This window comes from Spirosoma lituiforme (assembly GCF_054776635.1).
In genome coordinates this window covers 73,732-90,803 of record NZ_BAAHBO010000008.1, presented here as the reverse complement: position 1 = coordinate 90,803, position 17,072 = coordinate 73,732, and the positions used below count along the sequence as shown (strand labels likewise).

At 49.0% G+C, this 17,072-nt stretch carries 14 protein-coding genes and 1 tRNA gene; 10 read left to right on the top strand and 5 right to left on the bottom strand.

The genetic code is table 11. The annotated features are described in order from the left end of the window. The first annotated feature begins 26 nt into the window (after positions 1–26). The 4 genes from ACYU87_RS22740 to pfkA all read left to right on the top strand — a co-directional run bounded on the left by ACYU87_RS22740 (position 27) and on the right by pfkA (position 4,371). A complete protein-coding gene (locus ACYU87_RS22740) occupies positions 27–1,013 on the top strand; it encodes a hypothetical protein (protein WP_461136405.1) in 987 nt (328 codons plus the stop codon). Beyond that, entirely contained in the window at positions 1,010–2,332 is a 1,323-nt protein-coding gene (locus ACYU87_RS22735; protein WP_461136404.1) for a glycosyltransferase family 4 protein, read from the top strand. The genes ACYU87_RS22740 and ACYU87_RS22735 overlap by 4 nt, the downstream gene beginning before the upstream one ends. A 58-nt stretch (positions 2,333–2,390) precedes the next feature. After that, positions 2,391–3,161, top strand: coding sequence for a glycosyltransferase family 2 protein (locus ACYU87_RS22730; RefSeq protein ID WP_461136403.1), 771 nt, complete (start codon positions 2,391–2,393; stop codon positions 3,159–3,161). Between the two features lie 235 nt (positions 3,162–3,396). Then, positions 3,397–4,371, top strand: coding sequence for a 6-phosphofructokinase (gene pfkA / locus ACYU87_RS22725; RefSeq protein ID WP_461136402.1), 975 nt, complete (start codon positions 3,397–3,399; stop codon positions 4,369–4,371). A 43-nt stretch (positions 4,372–4,414) separates the two neighbouring features. Here the strand turns inward: pfkA and ACYU87_RS22720 are convergent, their stop codons facing one another. Continuing rightward, positions 4,415–5,227, bottom strand: a complete 813-nt coding sequence (locus ACYU87_RS22720) for a YdcF family protein (RefSeq protein WP_461136401.1) — start codon at positions 5,225–5,227, stop codon at positions 4,415–4,417. Positions 5,228–5,329: 102 nt separating this feature from the next. Here ACYU87_RS22720 and ACYU87_RS22715 point away from each other — a divergent pair, with 102 nt between their 5' ends. Beyond that, positions 5,330–6,805, top strand: coding sequence for a thioredoxin-like domain-containing protein (locus ACYU87_RS22715; protein ID WP_461136400.1), 1,476 nt, complete (start codon positions 5,330–5,332; stop codon positions 6,803–6,805). A gap of 35 nt (positions 6,806–6,840) precedes the next feature. On the opposite strand, the gene ACYU87_RS22710 is transcribed toward ACYU87_RS22715, so the two are convergent. Together ACYU87_RS22710 and ACYU87_RS22705 are read right to left on the bottom strand one after the other, a co-directional pair. Beyond that, on the bottom strand, positions 6,841–7,752 hold the full coding sequence (locus tag ACYU87_RS22710) for a DUF58 domain-containing protein (protein WP_461136399.1): 912 nt from the start codon (positions 7,750–7,752) through the stop codon (positions 6,841–6,843). 168 nt (positions 7,753–7,920) lie between these two features. Next, complete coding sequence (locus ACYU87_RS22705; protein WP_461136398.1) at positions 7,921–8,355, bottom strand: septal ring lytic transglycosylase RlpA family protein; 435 nt, start codon at positions 8,353–8,355, stop codon at positions 7,921–7,923. Positions 8,356–8,627: 272 nt separating this feature from the next. Between ACYU87_RS22705 and ACYU87_RS22700 the strand changes: the two genes are divergently transcribed. Beyond that, positions 8,628–8,954: a DUF3276 family protein gene (locus tag ACYU87_RS22700; RefSeq protein ID WP_461136397.1), complete on the top strand. Its 327-nt coding sequence runs from the start codon at positions 8,628–8,630 to the stop codon at positions 8,952–8,954. Between the two features lie 277 nt (positions 8,955–9,231). Next, complete coding sequence (gene ychF / locus ACYU87_RS22695) at positions 9,232–10,332, top strand: redox-regulated ATPase YchF (protein ID WP_461136396.1); 1,101 nt, start codon at positions 9,232–9,234, stop codon at positions 10,330–10,332. A 40-nt stretch (positions 10,333–10,372) separates the two neighbouring features. On the opposite strand, the gene ACYU87_RS22690 is transcribed toward ychF, so the two are convergent. Then, on the bottom strand, positions 10,373–11,629 hold the full coding sequence (locus ACYU87_RS22690; RefSeq protein WP_461136539.1) for a type IX secretion system plug protein: 1,257 nt from the start codon (positions 11,627–11,629) through the stop codon (positions 10,373–10,375). Positions 11,630–11,803: 174 nt separating this feature from the next. Here ACYU87_RS22690 and ACYU87_RS22685 point away from each other — a divergent pair, with 174 nt between their 5' ends. Next, entirely contained in the window at positions 11,804–12,748 is a 945-nt protein-coding gene (locus ACYU87_RS22685) for a bestrophin family protein (protein WP_461136395.1), read from the top strand. A 96-nt stretch (positions 12,749–12,844) separates the two neighbouring features. On the opposite strand, the gene ACYU87_RS22680 is transcribed toward ACYU87_RS22685, so the two are convergent. Continuing rightward, a complete protein-coding gene (locus tag ACYU87_RS22680; RefSeq protein WP_461136394.1) occupies positions 12,845–14,836 on the bottom strand; it encodes an ABC-F family ATP-binding cassette domain-containing protein in 1,992 nt (663 codons plus the stop codon). 96 nt (positions 14,837–14,932) lie between these two features. Here ACYU87_RS22680 and ACYU87_RS22675 point away from each other — a divergent pair. Then, positions 14,933–15,005 (top strand) — tRNA-Thr (locus tag ACYU87_RS22675). A 524-nt stretch (positions 15,006–15,529) separates the two neighbouring features. Next, complete coding sequence (locus ACYU87_RS22670; protein ID WP_461136393.1) at positions 15,530–16,750, top strand: hypothetical protein; 1,221 nt, start codon at positions 15,530–15,532, stop codon at positions 16,748–16,750. Positions 16,751–17,072 lie beyond the last annotated feature (322 nt).

Genomic DNA, 17,072 nt, shown 5'->3' with positions numbered 1-17,072 from the left:
CCACAAGCTGACTACCGTAGAAACAAATGATCGACAAAATACTTTCTCGTCCCGAGTTCCAAACTGAGCCACCGGTGCTCGTGGATATTGGCGCATCGGGTCAACTGCATGGTCGCTGGAAAGCGTTTGCCAAGTACGCTGTGTGTATTGCCTTCGATGCCGACGACCGTGATTTTGGCTATGTAGAAAGTGAGTCCGGGCATTTTCGGAAGTTGTATACCTTTAATAACATTGTTACCGGGCCAACGCCGGATGAGGATAGTACAGCTACATCCAACCCCGGAAAATCAGACTTTTATCTGACCGTATCGCCCCATTGTTCCAGTTTGTTACGCCCCCGACCGGATCTGATTCAGGAGTACGCGTTCGCCCCTAAATTTGAGCCAACGAAAGTAGTTCAGTTAAAAACCAGAAGCCTTCGATCAACACTCGACAGCCTGAATATAAAGCGGGTCGATTGGTTCAAAACTGACTCGCAGGGCACCGACCTCCGGTTATTTCGCAACCTCGGTCCGGAGCGGGCCAGGCAGGTGATTACCGCCGAATTTGAGCCGGGTATTGCGTCCATTTACGATGGCGAAGACAAGCTTTATCAGGTACTGCAATTCATGGAAGAAACGGGTAGCCACTGGCTGGCCGAACTACTGCCAAAAGGCTCACCCCGCATAACCCCCGCTTTACTGGATAGTTTCAGCCGTCAGCCACTGGTAAAGAAGTTTGTCCTGTTTTCATTAAAGAACAGTGCCGTTTGGGGCGAAATGACCTACCTGAACCGCTTTGTTGATGAAACCACGCTTACGCAGCGCAACCTATTACTGGGCTGGGTTTTTGCTACAACCCTGAAGCAGCATGGTTTTGCCTTGATTTTAACGCAGAAAGCCAAGAGCCTTTCTACGGACCCAATTTTCGCCGAGATGGAAGCCTACTCCCGTCGGCGCATATGGGGGCGGGTATTTGGGCTGGGGTTCTGGCCCGAGGTAGTCAAAAAGTTCGATAAACTGCTAGGCCGGTGAGAGTTACGCACCTGAGCAACTACCATTTGTTTGGCGGAGCGGCCGTGGCAGCTAATCGGCTTCACCGGGCTTTGCAAAAACAGGTGTGGACAATGCCCGGTATTGAGAGCACTATGCTGGTGGGTGTACCCAACCGACTCGAAAAGCACCGTCCGGCACCGGGAGTGCTTTACCTGGCGAATAACTTTCTGGCTGAGCAAACGGCCTTCGGGCGGTTCGTGGCCGAACGCCTGTACTTCCTGCCGCACGAACGTGACCCGTCGGTACGGTTTCAGTTTTCGCCCGCCAAGTTTGGGGCTAATCTCAATTTTCATCCAGCCATCCAACAGGCCGATGTATTGCATCTGCACTGGATCAATTTCGGCTTTTTGTCAATTGACGGACTTCGGTCTCTGTTCGCCCTGCAAAAACCCATTGTCTGGACATTACACGACCAGTGGGCCTTTACGGGTGGCTGTCATTACGCGCGGGGCTGCGATCATTTTCTGAGCCATTGCCGGAACTGCCCGTACCTGAAAAAGCCGGGTGAGCACGATTTATCGGACAAGGTTTTTGACCAGAAAGAGCTACTTTTTCATGATGCGCACGTGCATTTCACTCCGCCCAGCCATTGGCTGGCCAACGAAGCAAAGCGAAGCGCGTTACTTCGTGCGTTTCCGTTTACGGTTATTCCCTATGCCATCGACCAAATGGCATTTCGGCCAATGGATCGAAGCGAGGCTAATGCTCAACTCAATTTGCCGGATGCCGACTCACAGTCGAGTGTTCGTTCTCCCCGGCTCCTGTTCGGTAGTGCCAACGTGACCGATATTCGTAAGGGCTTTAAACAGTTTGCCGAAGCGCTAACGTTACTCAACCAGCAGCACCCCGAGCTAACTCCCGAAATTATTTTGTTCGGCAAAGGCCGCTCCTACCTGATCAACGAGTTGCCCTACACGGTCCGTCATCTCGGTTTGCTGACGAACGAAGATGACATCGTAGCGGCTTATAACGCAGCCGACGCGATGGTCGTCCCTTCTCTGGAAGACAACCTCCCCAACACCGTCATCGAAGCCATGGCCTGCGGCACGCCGGTGGTGGGTTTCCGAACGGGTGGCATTCCGGAAATGATTGACCATCAACAAAATGGCTATCTGGCCGATGTTGGATCGGTGCAGCAACTCGCCGATGGGCTGGCGTTCATTTTAACGCACCCCAACCTGGATGAATTACGTCAGAACGCCCGTCAGGCAGCTGAAATTCGTTTCTCGGAAGATGTCGTCGCCCGGCAACACATTGATTTGTACCAGACATTAATAAGCGAAAGAGCAAAAGAGTGAAAGAGTGGCGCCGGATGGTACTCTTTCGCTCTTTTGCTCTTTCGCTCTTTCACTCATCATGCCTTCAACTCTCTCCATCATCACCATCACCTACAATGCCGAGCGGTTTCTGGAGCGTACGATCCGTAGCATCGTTGCCCAGCAGGTAGCCGATGTGGAGTACATTATAATTGATGGAGCCTCGACAGATGGCACGTTGTCCATTATTAAATACCATCAACAGAACATTACGCGCTGGCTTTCGGAGCCCGATAAAGGGCTGTACGATGCCATGAACAAAGGGCTTCACCAGGCTACGGGGCGGTATGTCTGGTTCATGAATGCGGGCGACGAAATCTACGGACCCGATACCCTGACCAAGCTTCTGGCTCGTATGGAAGCAACTCGGGCCGACGTGTATTACAGTGACGCGCTCTTTGTACGTGATGTTGTGGAACAAGAAACTATCCGGACAGTTCCCGTGGGCTTACGCAGTCAGGTAACCCCACATACTTTGCCGACACGGTTGACCTGGCAGGACATGGCACTCGGCATGAAAGTATGCCACCAAGCCTTTGTGGTGAAGCGGGCGCTCGCTCCAGACTACTTACTCGATAACCTGAGCGCCGATTTAGACTGGGAAATTCGCTGCCTGAAGAAGGCCCAGCACGTAGAGTATCTGCCTTTTGTTTTGTGTACTTACTTAATTGGCGGATTGTCGGTGCAGCAACATCGTCGGTCGCTGCTGGATCGGTTCAACGTTCTTGTCCGGCATTTTGGCCTGATAACAACCTTAATCAATCATGTTCAGATCATATGGCGGGCCGGAAGATTCAAAACCAATACATAATTTGCAGCAAGCCGACGCAGGAAAAACAATATTCGGCAGGGATAGACGATGAGATGCACCAAAATAGGGACGCTAAAACCAGTTTGTTCGGGTCTTTTTGTGAAATTTGTGTGAAAACGATGGGATAATTCCTGGTTCAGTGCCCATAGATTAATAAATGCGGATAAATTTGCGGGGTTTAAAACGATACCCTCGTAACCTTTTGTGAAATTTCCCTAAATAATTGATGTAACCTATGAAACGAGTAGCTGTTTTTACCTCGGGTGGGGATGCACCGGGTATGAACGCCTGTATCCGGGCTGTAGTTCGGGGGGCGGTCTATCACGGGCTGGAAGTTTTCGGTATCCGCCGGGGGTACAGCGGAATGATAAATGGCGACATTTTTCAGATGTCTTCGCACTCGGTGAGTAACATCGTGCAACGAGGAGGCACCGTTCTGAAATCGGCCCGCAGCAAAGAGTTCATGACCCCCGAAGGTCGTGCCAAAGCATACGATCAACTCAAGAAATTTGATATTGAAGGACTGGTAGCCATTGGTGGAAATGGTACGTTTACGGGTGCCACACTTTTTTTCGATGAATACGGCATCCCAACCGTTGGCGCACCCGGCACCATTGATAATGACCTTTACGGAACTGACCATACCATTGGTTTCGACACCGCCGTTAATACGGCACTCGAAGCGATTGATAAAATTCGCGACACAGCCGATTCACACGACCGGATTTTCTTCATCGAAGTAATGGGCCGCGATTCGGGCTACATTGCTATCCAGTCGGGTATTGCCGGTGGTGCCGAAATGGTAATGGTTCCCGAAGTACTCACGCCCATCTCGGAAGTTATTGAAACGCTGAAATCGGGTTGGAGCCGTCAGAAATCCTCCTCTATCGTGGTCATTGCCGAAGGAGAAGAAGCCGGAAACGCTACCGAAATTGCCGAGAAGATACGTCAGCAAATTCAGTCCGATATTGATATGCGGGTGACAACGCTGGGCCACATTCAGCGGGGCGGCATCCCAACCGCCTACGACCGTATTTTGGCCAGTCGACTGGGGCTTGGCGCGCTGGAAGGCTTGATGAACGGCGAACAAAACGTAATGGCGGGTATTATCAACAACGAACTGGTTTATACCCCATTCCGCGACACCATTCGGCTGCCCAAGCCAATTAGTGAAGATTTGCTACGAATGGTAAAGATCCTGTCCGTTTAACGAACGTAAACAGCCCTATCAGGCTATCAGAAACCTGATAGGGCTACATATATCCTACAAGCTGATAGGTCAGGTAGCCAACCAGTTCCCGAACCAGGTAATACGAGTCGAAGAAAGCAGATTCGTGCGGAAGCAGCCATTCTCCCGGCAGAAACGAGCGCTCTCTGCTCATGAAGCTACTGGCAAAAGGCGTTACCTGAATACCCTCTTTTTGAAAGCACCCAACCGCCCGGCGCATATGCCAGGCCGACGTGACGAGCACGCACTGGTTTGCGTTAAAGCGCTTTCTCAGCAATTGCGCCGTAAAAAACGCATTTTCATGCGTATTCCTGGACCTTCGCTCTAGAACGATGTCATCTGGCCGAACACCCGCCACGACCAGAAACTGAGCCGTCATTTCACCTTCGTCGCTCGCCTGTTTAACCTGTATGGGTAAGTCTCCGTTGCCACCACTAATCAGGATTTTTTGAACAGCCCCCGTCTTATACAAAAATAAAGCCTGCCCGGCGCGGTCAATTTCCCGTCCCAGCAAAAAACGGGACGTGCCGTATTTTGTCGGTACAGATACCGGTACTTCTTTCAATGTATTGATCAGACTACCCGTCAGCACAACAGCAATTCGATTGGTGGAATCGGTTGAAGCAGCCAGATTAGGCGGAATCGGATACTCCCACCACAACGCCAGTTCATTCATCAAAAACGAGTTACCAAATAGCCAGAAGATGCCTATGGCTGCCCCGAGGAGTCGGCGTCGGTACTGTGCTCGTTTTACAAAAAAAGCCAGTAACAGGGTGGTTATGAGCCATCCAGCGGGCGTAAGTAAGTAGGTAATCGTTTTAGAAAAGAAATAAAACATAGACTATAGTGGGCGTGGCAAGCGTTTTGATAGATAACAAACGTACCAGCAAAATACCGTAAATTTGACTTTATTCCGCTGCGAAGATACGGACCACCCTGTATGAAAAATCTCCTTGTAACCACCCTGCTTGGGTTAGCTTTACTGCCGCAAGCCTGGGCGCAATCTGCATCGCCAACAACCAGCGAAGGCTTCAAAATAACCGGTCGCATTAAGGGCCTGAAAGACACAACCTGTGTGCTGGCCCACTATTTTGGCTCAACCCAATACATAACCAAAGATACAGCCCGGGTAGATGGCGAGGGGAATATGGTTTTCGAAGGAAAAAAGACCTTACCCGAAGGCCTTTTTATCGTGGTAACACCCAAGAACCGGTACATTGAGTTTTTAATGACCGCCGATCAGCAATTCTCGTTTGAGACCGACACCGCCGATGTTATCAAAAACATGAAGATAACGGGGTCCAAGGAAAATGAGATTTTTTACGGGTATCAGCAGCAGCTTGGCAAATTATCAGAAGAAGCCCAGGCGCTGACCATGCAGAAGAAACAACGCAGTGATGCCGCGTCAACGTCCCTGGCCAACAAGCAATTGATTGACCTGCAAAAACAAGCCAACGAGTACCGAGCCAAATTCCTCCAGGATAATCCGGGTACGTTTGCGGTCAAACTGCTTAAAGCGACCGCCGAGCCCGATGTACCGCCCGCTCCCAAAGCCGCCAACGGCCGGCCCGATTCGATCTGGGTATTCAACTATTTCAAGCAGCATTTTTGGGATGATTACGACTTCGCCGATGAGCGTTTCGTCAGAACACCTATTATGCAGCGCAAAATCGAGCGGTACATCAAAGAGCTAACCGTGCAGGTCCCCGACTCGCTCATTAAAGAGGCTGACTTTTTGGTCAATAAGGCCATAGCGGGTAAGAATAAAGAGATTAAGTACTACACCATTTATTACATTACAAGCCAGTATGAACAGCCCAAAGTAATGGGGACCGACGGCCTGTTTGTGCACATGTTCGAGAAATACTACAAGACGGGCGTGATGACGGTTTCGGATTCGTCGACGCTGAAAAGCATTGGCGAACGGGTGGCTACGATGAAGCCGAACTTAATCGGAAAAGCCTTTGTGCCGCCCGTCATCAGCGATACCCTGCGTCGACCAATTGCTTTTCAGTCGGTTAAAGCCGACTATACCGTTGTCTTTTTCTACTCTCCTACGTGCGGGCATTGCCGCGAGAGTGCGCCTAAGCTCAAGAAATTTGTGGATGATTACAAAGGCAAAGGCGTGGAAGTCGTCGCTATTGCGATTGATCAAAGCCCGGAAGAATGGAAGAAATTTATCCGGGAATTCAAACTCGGCAATGCCATTAACGGCTACGATTATACGCTCCGCACCGACTACCGAAAACAGTATGACGTCTGGACTACGCCAACCGTATACGTGCTCGAAAAGGACAAGAAAATTATTGCCCGCAAGCTACCAGTCGAGCAGATTGAAGATTTTGTGCTATTCCACAAACGGCAACAAGCGGCTAAAAAGCCGGTCGCTTCAGCCAAAGCAAGCGTAAAAAAGTGATGCGGGCTACGCGGGCGGCCTCAACCCTGTCTGCGTTACCTCATTTTAGTTCGCTTCACCAGATAAGCCTGTAAGATCTGGTCGAAGCCTTGCGCAATATCGGCCTCGATGAAGTCGATTTTGTATTGGCCGCAACGCATTTTTAACTCCTGAAAATAGGTTTTCACGGCTTGCTGGTACGTTTCGCGTACCTGGCCTGGTTGAAGTTTTACTTTCTCTCCCGTTTCAAGATCAATGAACTCGTAAGGGCGTTCATCAAAAGCGAAATCCTCCTCCGTTTTTTTGTCCGTTACGTGAAATAGCAATACCTCGTGCATGTTATGACGCAAATGCTGGAGGGCCGAAAACAGTGCGTCGGCCTTTTCGCTATTGTCGAACATGTCACTGAAAATAACAACCAGCGACCGTTTGTTGATCTTCTCGGCTACCTGGTGAATTACATCGGCGGCCGAGGTTCTGCGTAGCGGTTTGGGTTGCTGCATGAGCAAGTCCAGCTGAGTAAACAGCTTATGCACGTGCGAAGGCGTTGATTTTACCTGTGTCTGCAAGTCAATCTGATCGGCGAAGGTCGTCAGGCTAACGGCATCTTTCTGGCGCTGGAGCATGAAGGCCAGGCAGGCCGATGCCATTACACTGAATGTCATCTTCCCGTAGTCAGCTTCCGGATAATACATTGACGACGAGGTATCGATCAATAGGTGACAGCGCAGGTTCGTTTCCTCTTCGTAACGTTTGACAAATAGCTTTTCGGTCTTCCCAAATACCTTCCAGTCGATATACCGGGTGGTTTCACCGGTATTGTAGAGCCGGTGTTCGGCGAACTCGACCGAGAAACCATGGAAGGGAGATTTATGGAGCCCTGTAATAAATCCTTCGACCAATTGACGAGCCAAAAATTCAACGTTCCCGAACGAACGTACTTGGCTAAGATTAAGGGGTTGTTTCATAAACTTCAAAAGGTGAACGAGCGAAAAGCTGGCGCGGAAATTTTCACTCGTTCGCTCCTTTACTCGTTCGCTCTTTGAATCTAACGCAAAAAAGAAACCGTTCGACATCTCAGGCAGGAATTGCACAGGGAAATATCGAACGGATCTGATAAGAAAGCCAGAACTGGTTTACATAACGGGCTCTAGCATGGACTGAAAAGCAACGGGTGTTGTGAAAGCAGAGGGTGACATGGCAATTGCCTGACTTTTGCCGACAACACGGAGCGACACATTCGCGATTCCTTTGGAAACCATACCCAGGGCATGCGCTGCGGCAAGGGTAATATCAATGACACGGCCTTTGGCAAAAGGCCCCCGATCATTGATTCGTACAACTACGGATCGTTGGTTGTCGAGGTTTGTCACCTCCACCAACGTATTCAAGGGCAGGTTAAGATGGGCTCCTTCGAGGGATTCTGAGCTAACGCGCTCGCCATAGGCGGTCTTCCGACCATTAAACTTCTTGGAATAAAAAGACGCTTTGCCTTTCTGTATGAGGCTCGGGAGAGCCTCCGCCGGTTTCATGTTGCCGAAAAACAACATAAGGGACACGATTAAACTCATACAGCTCTTGGTTACGTGAAAAAATAGACGTAAGGTGTATTTACTATTGTGCTACCTACCGTACGCCCCCAAAAAGTACAATTCCTGTAAAACAAAGATAGTCTTCACGAGCTTTATAACCAAGCATTTAGCCAAAAAACTGTGGAACGGCCTCCACAAACACGTCCGTTTTTGTGGCTATTTCGCCACAAAATATATTTGAGTTCATTTATTTTGTTCTATTCTGATTGAACGTACTTTAGCGCCCGTGAACTGACTAAACCTATTGAATTGTGGACGAAAAAGAACGGGAAAAGATTTATTCAAAGCGGGTTCGGGCGGGTAAACGAACGTATTTTTTTGATGTTAAGTCAACCCGCACGAACGACTATTATTTAACAATTACTGAAAGCCGGCGGCACCCACAGGGCGAGGGATTTGTGTACGAAAAGCATAAGATGTTCCTCTACAAAGAAGACTTTGACAAGTTTGTTGAAGCCCTCCAGGAAACGGTCGACCACGTTAAAACCGAACTGATGCCCGAAGTTGATTTCTCGCAGTTCGTTCAGCGCGAACGGGATGAGCAGGACGATTTCGCCAGTGAACTGAAGTGGGAATAAATACGATCAATCTATACCGGACGACCGCGAGCGACTCCTTTACCATTTACGAATGAATTAGACTTTACTACTCATTTTTTTGCCCAATACATCAGTCTTCTTACCAACCACATCCGTAGCCTTCGGCCTATCTATGCCGAAGGCTTTTTTTGTGGTCCGCCGTTGCGGTTGTATTTTTGCAGAAAATAATAAAGAGCGAAAGAGCAAAAGAGTGAAAGAGCGATTAGTTCGCCCTGCTTTTTCGCTCTTTCACTCTTTTGCTCTTTCACAATTCTTTATGGGACTTCAATGTGGAATCGTGGGTTTGCCTAACGTGGGTAAATCGACGCTGTTTAATGCAATATCGAGCGGGAAGGCCGAAGCCGCCAACTACCCGTTCTGTACAATAGAACCCAACGTGGGGGTAGTGACGGTGCCCGACGAACGACTGGATACGCTCGAAGGACTGGTAAAGCCCCAGCGCGTAGTGCCAACTATTATCGAGTTTGTCGACATTGCAGGGTTGGTCAAAGGAGCCAGCCAGGGTGCTGGACTGGGCAATAAGTTTTTGGCCAATATCCGAGAGGTAGATGCCATCGTGCACGTTGTCCGGTGTTTTGAAGACGACAACATTGTGCACGTTGAGGGCAAGGTTGACCCCGTGTCGGACAAAGAAATTATCGACGCCGAACTTCAACTAAAAGATCTGGACTCGGTCGATAAAAAGATTCAGCGGATCGACAAGGCCGCTCGCGTGGGCGACGCCAAAGCGAAAGCCGAACTGGAAATTCTGAAGCTTTACAAAACAGCGCTCGAATCGGGGAAAAGTGCCCGTACGGTTCAGGTATCGCCCGAAGATGCCGAAGCCGCCATTGGTGACATTTCTCTGATGACCGTGAAGCCCGTTATCTACGTCGCTAACGTCGATGAAGGGTCTCTGCCACAAGGCAACCAGTATTCAGACGCTCTTCGTGAAGCGGTGAAAGATGAAGGGGCAGAAGTAATCGTCATTAGCGCGGGTATCGAGTCGCAGATTGCCGAAATGGAAGACCCCGAAGAACGCGAGCTTTTCCTGGGTGAATATGGTCTGACCGAGTCGGGTTTGAGTAAATTGATCAAAGCTTCTTACAAATTGCTGGGTCTGATCACGTACTTCACGGCGGGTGTCAAAGAGGTTCGCGCCTGGACAATTCACCGGGGCTGGAAAGCGCCCCAGGCGGCCGGTGTCATTCACTCCGATTTCGAGCGGAAATTCATTCGGGCGCAGGTCATGAAACTTCCCGACTTCGCACAGTTCAAAACTGAAGCCGGTGTTCGGGAAGCCGGAAAACTGTCTGTCGAAGGAAAAGAATACATCGTGCAGGACGGCGACATTATGGAGTTCCTGCACAGCGCCTAACCTAATGTGAACCGCTCGGACGGCCACGGTCCTGTCCGCGTTATTTTCGTTTGTTCACCCCTACCCGCCGATAAGCAATCAGCTGATCGGCGCGGGAAGCTGGCGGACGATGGTAGATAAATATTTCGTAGTCGTTTTCGGTGGATGAGAAGCTTCCTTCAATGAAGTTCTCATCCACTTTTGGTTGCGGTCCGGTTGTGCCAACGGTGTAATCGTAGTTATAGACGCCCTGTTTCAGCAGCATCGTAGCCCGGTAAGCGCTCAACAGGGGGTCATAGGTCATGCGGTTCCGATCGGTGAGTTGCCAGAAGTTTAACGCTCCGTTTACGTACACATCAAACCCCGATACTTCCGGCATCTTGAGCGTAAAAACCGTTTCAATATAATCGGCGTTCGTTGCCCCGTTCCCTGTTTCCCGGTGATCGATCACGAACTGCCCGTTGAAATCGTCGCTTTGAATATAAACGCCCTGGTTGCGCGGCTGATCGACCTGCACATAGGCAATGTTACGGTCGGCGGGGCGGTCGATGCGGTCGATGTAATTGGCGCGGGACAGGATAGTCCGGGTGTCGAAAAAGCGAAACTCATTGCCACCCGGCATGGTATTACTCTGATCAATCAACCGGTATTCCAGCACCTGTTCGAATGCCTGCACGTTGGTTGGCCGGAGACCCCGGATTTCCCGATCGTCGCGGTAATTCTGGCGGATAACGACCTTAAAGTCGTCCTGGGGTGAAATAACCTGGTAGCCTTTGTAATTCAGGGTCATATCAATTTGCTGATCGCTGAACTGGCGAGCCGGGTTGGACGAAAAGTGAACAGCAGCCGCCACCGTTACCCGGTTTTGGTACGTGCAAAACCGACGCGTAAACAGGATGTTGTTCCGATTGCGCTCATCGTACACGACCAGCACATAGTTACCGGGTAACTTTACCCGCGGCAAGGTAAACCGGTAGTGGTAATAGGAAATCTTGGTATTGATCGAAATCTGGTAGTCGGTAATCGGGTTATCGTTGTATTCGTAGGTAAACTCGATATCGTTCAGAATTGACCGTTGCCAATCGGCGTTGCAATGAATCAGCCGCGCCCGAAAGGACCGGTAATTGGCCGTCAGATCATCGAATTCAAGCTGGAGGGGAACAGACTCATCGAGTGAGATAACGGGTGGGTTGAGCGTAAGCGCCGGGTCCAGCTGATTGGTACTGACTTGCGGAAACAGGAGCACAGTCTCAATTTTGGGATCGTAAATGTGGTCAATGGTTTGAAGTTGCTGGGCCCGTAAAGACAATGCCGGCATTAGGCAGAACAGAACGGTAACAATTTTTACGGAATTACGCATCAATCTGTTTTTAGTATACTGCATGAACGCCATTGCCCTGATCGAATTATACAACCTTATTAACATTCGTTACGCCCGACTGTTGATAACTTCAGCAAAATGCCGTAAGCCTGGCGGTTACGCAGCACATCTATGGTCAATTATAATCCAAAAGACTGGTTCCGGTTTATTATCACGTTTAACCGGGCCGATACGGTTCGCAAGCTATTACCCATTCTGGTGATGGTTGGCGTTTATTCGTTTATTGTCGTTTACATCATCGAGTCCATGGGGTTGAGCGATAACGCCCACCTCAAGAACTTCTCGCTCATGCATACGCTGCTAAGTTTCGTTATTTCGATGCTGCTGGTGTTTCGCACCAACACCGCTTATGACCGCTGGTGGGAAGGTCGAAAATTATGGGGCTCTCTGGTGAATAACAGCCGAAATATGGCGCTCAAGATGGATCAGTTACTGGAGCCTGTGCAGGTTGATGCCCGTCAGTTTTTTCGGGCCATGATCCCCAATTTCGCTTATGCGCTGAAAAATCATTTGCGTCAGCACCCTGTCGAGTCCGAGTTTACAGAAAGTGCATTGTTTGGCATAAAGAATCTGCGCCTGAGTGAGCACGTTCCGCAGCAGATTGCGATGTCGATTTTCGGCAGAATGAACGACTTGCAACGGCAGGGAGTACTATTGCCCGAACACCTGTTGCTGCTTAATCCGGAGATTCAATCGCTGATGGACGTTTGCGGTGCCTGCGAGCGGATTAAAAACACGCCTATCCCGTTTTCGTACAGCTCATTTATCAAGAAGTTTATCTTTATGTACTGCCTTACCCTACCCTTCGGCTACGTATCGAACCTCCATTTTCTGGTGATCCCGCTCGTGGTATTCGTTTTTTACGTACTTGCCAGCCTGGAAGTTATTGCCGAAGAAATAGAAAACCCGTTCGGTATCGATGACAATGACCTCCCGCTGGACACGATCTGCAAAGGCATTCACAAAACGGTTACGCAGACATTCGATCACACCGAACAATTGGCCCAGGCTGACCGACTGAGCGAAAATCCGAAGGGCTTTTCATACGAAAAATAGGCTTCAGTAGATAGCAGGTAGATAAATGGGAAGTGGCTGGTACGTGTGCTTATCACGTACCAGCCACTTCCCATTTATCTACCTGCTATCTATTCGTTAATTCAGCTTCTTCTCCCACTCTTCGGCTTCGAGCATAGCATTTTCCCACTCGTCCTGCAACTGATTGATTTGGGCGGTCACGTGTCGGTACTCGTCGTTTTTAGCCTGCATCAGTTTATCGTCGCCATAGGTAGCCGGATCGGCCAGTTCAGCTTCGAGTTTCTTTTTCCGGCCTTCCAGCTGACCGATTTTTGTTTCGGCTTCTTCGGCCTGACGGGTCAGATTTTTATGCGTTTTCTGCCACTCTCTGCGTTCATCGTCCGATGCCCGACCGCTGGCTGGCTTCTGACCGTTGCCGTTCGGCAACTGACCATTGGTGGCGGGTGCCGGACTGGTTACATGCTGCGTCTTCGGATTTTCGGCGGGCTGCTTACCCGTACCGATACCCTGCGCTTTACGCTCTTCCTGCCACCACTCGTATTCATCATACGTACCAGGATACTCTTTAATCTGCTCGTCTTCTATGTACCAGATCTTGTTGGCAATCTGCGAGACAAAATAGCGATCGTGGGAAACAACCACGTACGTGCCTTCATACTGTTGCAGCGCCTGAATCAGGATATTAACCGATTGCATGTCGAGGTGGTTGGTCGGTTCATCCAACAGCAGGAAGTTGGCCTGAGAAAGCAGCACTTTCGCCAGCGCTACTCGCGACTTTTCGCCCCCCGACAGCACTTTGATCTTCTTGAACACATCATCGCCCGAGAACAAAAAGCAACCCAATACGCCACGCAGTTCACCATCCGACTTGGTCGGGTTGGCCTGTTTAAGCTCTTCCAGCATCGAATCCTCTACCCGAAGCGATTCCAGCTGGTGCTGGGCGTAGAAACTGAACGAAACGTTGTAACCCAAAACGCGCTCGCCATTGATGGGTTCGGAGCCCGAAATGATGCGCAGCAGCGTAGACTTTCCCCGTCCGTTGGCCCCAATCAGGGCAACTTTATCGCCCCGTTCGAGCCGGGCCGTAGAATGCGTCAGAATTCGTTTCTCCCCGTAGGCCTTCGAGATATCATCTAAGTGCAGAATATGGCGACCGGGCTGCTGCGAGAAGTTAAACTTAAAGTTAACCCGCGCACTGCTGTCGATCACATCATCGACCAGTTCCATTCGTTCCAGCTGCTTCACCCGGCTCTGGGCCTGCTTAGCCTTCGAAGCCTTCGCTTTAAAGCGTTCAATAAAGCGTTCCGTCTGGCGGATTTTAGCCTGCTGGTTTTCAAATGCTCCCTTCTGAATCTCGTTCCGCAGCGATTTTTCCTCCATGTAGTACGAGTAATCACCAGCGTAATAATTCAGCTTGGCTCCTGACACTTCTACAATGGTATCAACCACGTTGTCAACGAATTCTCTGTCGTGAGAAACGACAATAACGGACCCCTCGTAGTTCTGAACGTATTTTTCAACCCACTGAATGGACGGTAAGTCCAAGTGGTTGGTCGGTTCATCAAGCATCAGCAAAGATGGCTTTTCCAGCAGTAGTTTGGCGAGCATTACCCGCATCCGCCAGCCCCCGGAGAACAGCTTGAGTGGCTTAGCCAGATCGTCCGTCGAGAAGCCCAGCCCCTCCAGAATTTCCTCTGCCCGAGACTGGATTGTGTAGCCATCAAGCGCATCGAACTCTTCCTGCGCCTTTCCTAATTTATCGACCAGATCGTCCGTGTAGTCCGTCTCCATTTTGTGGAGCAGTTCCTCGATCTTGATTTGCAATTCATTTTGCCGGGCAAACGCCTGCATGGCTACGGAGAGAATGGAGTCATCGGTCTGGTAGGATAGCAAATCCTGATTCAGAAAGCCAATGGACACATCTCCCGCTTTGGAAATAATACCCCCATCAGGCTGGTACTCACCGTTGATAATGCGCAGTAGTGTTGATTTGCCCGTACCATTGAGACCGATCAGGCCGATTTTCTGGTTTGGCTTAATGTGTAACGAGGCATTTTCGTATAAAGCCCGGCTACCGAGGTAGTACGACAGGTTCGTAATGGAAATCATGGTTGCAAATTTACCAAAAATAGAACGGATACTTGCGTTCTTAAATTCAACTCTGTTATATTTGCATTCCCAAAAGCTACTGCACAGCAGTAATAAGCCTCCTTAGCTCAGCTGGTAGAGCACTTCATTCGTAATGAAGGGGTCGTAGGTTCAAGTCCTATAGGAGGCTCACAGAAGGTATTTAGGTTAATTCGTTTTAGAGTGAAATCACTCTAAAACGAATTAACCTTTTTTTATAGAATCTATACAGTACCGCCCGACCTATATTTAGCAGAGTAGCAACGCAATTCCTGAGTATAAAACAGGTTGGGGCCAACTTAGATAGGCAATGCTACTACATGGCTCATAATATCCACAATGCCCACGACAATCAGTTCAAAAATCCGCTATGATGACTGAAGGATTATCTGAAAGGAAAACAATGGCCGCCACTGTTTGCATTTAATAAGACACAATTGACCGAACTGCATACAGGCTGGAATTGAGTACCGGAGAGGGACGAACTACGAAATAGATTTATAGAGGGAGGGGCAGGTAAACTATTCAAAAGAAAGACATTTACCAACCGCTAGCCTAGGCAAGAAAAGACCGTGTCAAAATTGACGTAGCTAAATTTTAACATTTCATATATTGAAAGCATATTAATTGCGCTATACTGGATTCATTTGCAGAACACTATTTGATCAGTTGTCTATGAGATTACTATACATTTTAGCATTAAGTCTATCTGCTTCGATTTCACCTAGAGCACAGACCAATTATGTGGCTAATGCAGCCAACGCATATTCGACCGGTACTAATAATACGTTGGTGGGACCCCAGGCCGGTAGCAACAGTATAAATGGAATCGATAATTCGATTATAGGCTATCGGGCCGGCTATAACTTGACGTCGGGAGTCCTCGATACATTCGTAGGATCTGGAGCAGGATACACTACTACCACTGCTCAAGGCAACACGTTTATAGGTGCTGATGCAGGCTACAATACGGTAAGTGGTTTGAACAGCTTCATAGGTAGCAGGGCCGGATTTAACAATACTAATGGATTCCTCAATTGCTTCCTAGGTAATACTACAGGCTATAGTAATACAACTGGTTCAGCCAACTGTTTCATAGGTACAGGTTCGGGTTTTAAAAATAATGCAGGCTCTGCTAATAGCTTCTTTGGTACTGACGCAGGTAACAGCAACACTACCGGTGCTAATAATACTTTTCTGGGGTTTGAATCAGGAAAGAACGTAACGACCGGCAGTAACAACATCATTATTGGCCCTACATCGGGGAGAACGATTACAGATGGTAGCGACAACGTGCTAATGGGCTACAACAGCCAGGCTGAAGACGGTTTGCATAACGCGACGGCTATCGGTGCTGGCTCATATGTAGCCACTAGTAATGCAATGGTACTTGGTAACGGAGTCAATGTTGGTATTGGTATCTCTGCACCTGCTGTCCGACTTCATGTTAGAAGTGGACAGGCTGACAAATCTGGTTTTCGACTGGCGGATTTAACGTCTAACAGCCCAACCGATCAGTCAACAGATGCCTTTTTAACAGTTAATGCGCAGGGTGATGTCATTAAAGCCCGCTACCAGTTACGCATCAGCGATGTTAGCCAATGGAGCGATAAAGTATTCAGCCCTACCTACCAACTACGGCCGATAGACGACGTAGCAGCTTATGTGAACCAGCAGGGACATTTACCGGGTATTCCTTCAGCCGAACAAGTACAACAAGACGGTATTGACTTGGTGAAGATGAATAGCTTACTGCTAGAAAAGATCGAAGAGCTGACTTTATACACAATTCGACTGGAAAAGGCCAGCCAAGACACTAGACAACGTGACCAGTCTCAGCAGCAACGTATTGAAAAACTAGAGCGAGCAGTACAAGAGTTTTTGCAAAAGAAATAAGTCATTAGCGTCACGGACTGCTCAATAAAAATAGGTTGGGGGAACCACGCGCCCGGCTCTGACCAGACCAAGTTGAATCAATACAGGCCACTCAATTTATTACAAAGTTAGTGTTGTGGTGCTATGCCTGTCCCGCACAATAATAAATAGTTTGAACTATCGCCCTCTACTAGACTATTTGTCCTCTACTCCCCCACACATATCTAAATTACTAATTGTCAACTATTTACAAATAAATTTCAAGTCCTATAGGAGGCTCTTAATAATCAAGCACTTAACGAAAATGTTAAGTGCTTTTTTTGTGCCATGCGTTGGTGCGAAT

Excerpts from the sequence above, each read along its gene's own strand:
- ACYU87_RS22740 (WP_461136405.1), top strand. The coding sequence starts at position 27 with ATGATCGACAAAATACTTTCTCGTCCCGAGTTCCAAACTGAGCCACCG.
- ACYU87_RS22730 (WP_461136403.1), top strand. The coding sequence starts at position 2,391 with ATGCCTTCAACTCTCTCCATCATCACCATCACCTACAATGCCGAGCGG.
- pfkA (WP_461136402.1), top strand. The coding sequence starts at position 3,397 with ATGAAACGAGTAGCTGTTTTTACCTCGGGTGGGGATGCACCGGGTATG.
- ACYU87_RS22720 (WP_461136401.1), bottom strand. The coding sequence starts at position 5,227 with ATGTTTTATTTCTTTTCTAAAACGATTACCTACTTACTTACGCCCGCT.
- ACYU87_RS22715 (WP_461136400.1), top strand. The coding sequence starts at position 5,330 with ATGAAAAATCTCCTTGTAACCACCCTGCTTGGGTTAGCTTTACTGCCG.
- ACYU87_RS22710 (WP_461136399.1), bottom strand. The coding sequence starts at position 7,752 with ATGAAACAACCCCTTAATCTTAGCCAAGTACGTTCGTTCGGGAACGTT.
- ACYU87_RS22705 (WP_461136398.1), bottom strand. The coding sequence starts at position 8,355 with ATGAGTTTAATCGTGTCCCTTATGTTGTTTTTCGGCAACATGAAACCG.
- ychF (WP_461136396.1), top strand. The coding sequence starts at position 9,232 with ATGGGACTTCAATGTGGAATCGTGGGTTTGCCTAACGTGGGTAAATCG.
- ACYU87_RS22690 (WP_461136539.1), bottom strand. The coding sequence starts at position 11,629 with ATGCCGGCATTGTCTTTACGGGCCCAGCAACTTCAAACCATTGACCAC.
- ACYU87_RS22685 (WP_461136395.1), top strand. The coding sequence starts at position 11,804 with ATGGTCAATTATAATCCAAAAGACTGGTTCCGGTTTATTATCACGTTT.
- ACYU87_RS22680 (WP_461136394.1), bottom strand. The coding sequence starts at position 14,836 with ATGATTTCCATTACGAACCTGTCGTACTACCTCGGTAGCCGGGCTTTA.
- ACYU87_RS22670 (WP_461136393.1), top strand. The coding sequence starts at position 15,530 with ATGAGATTACTATACATTTTAGCATTAAGTCTATCTGCTTCGATTTCA.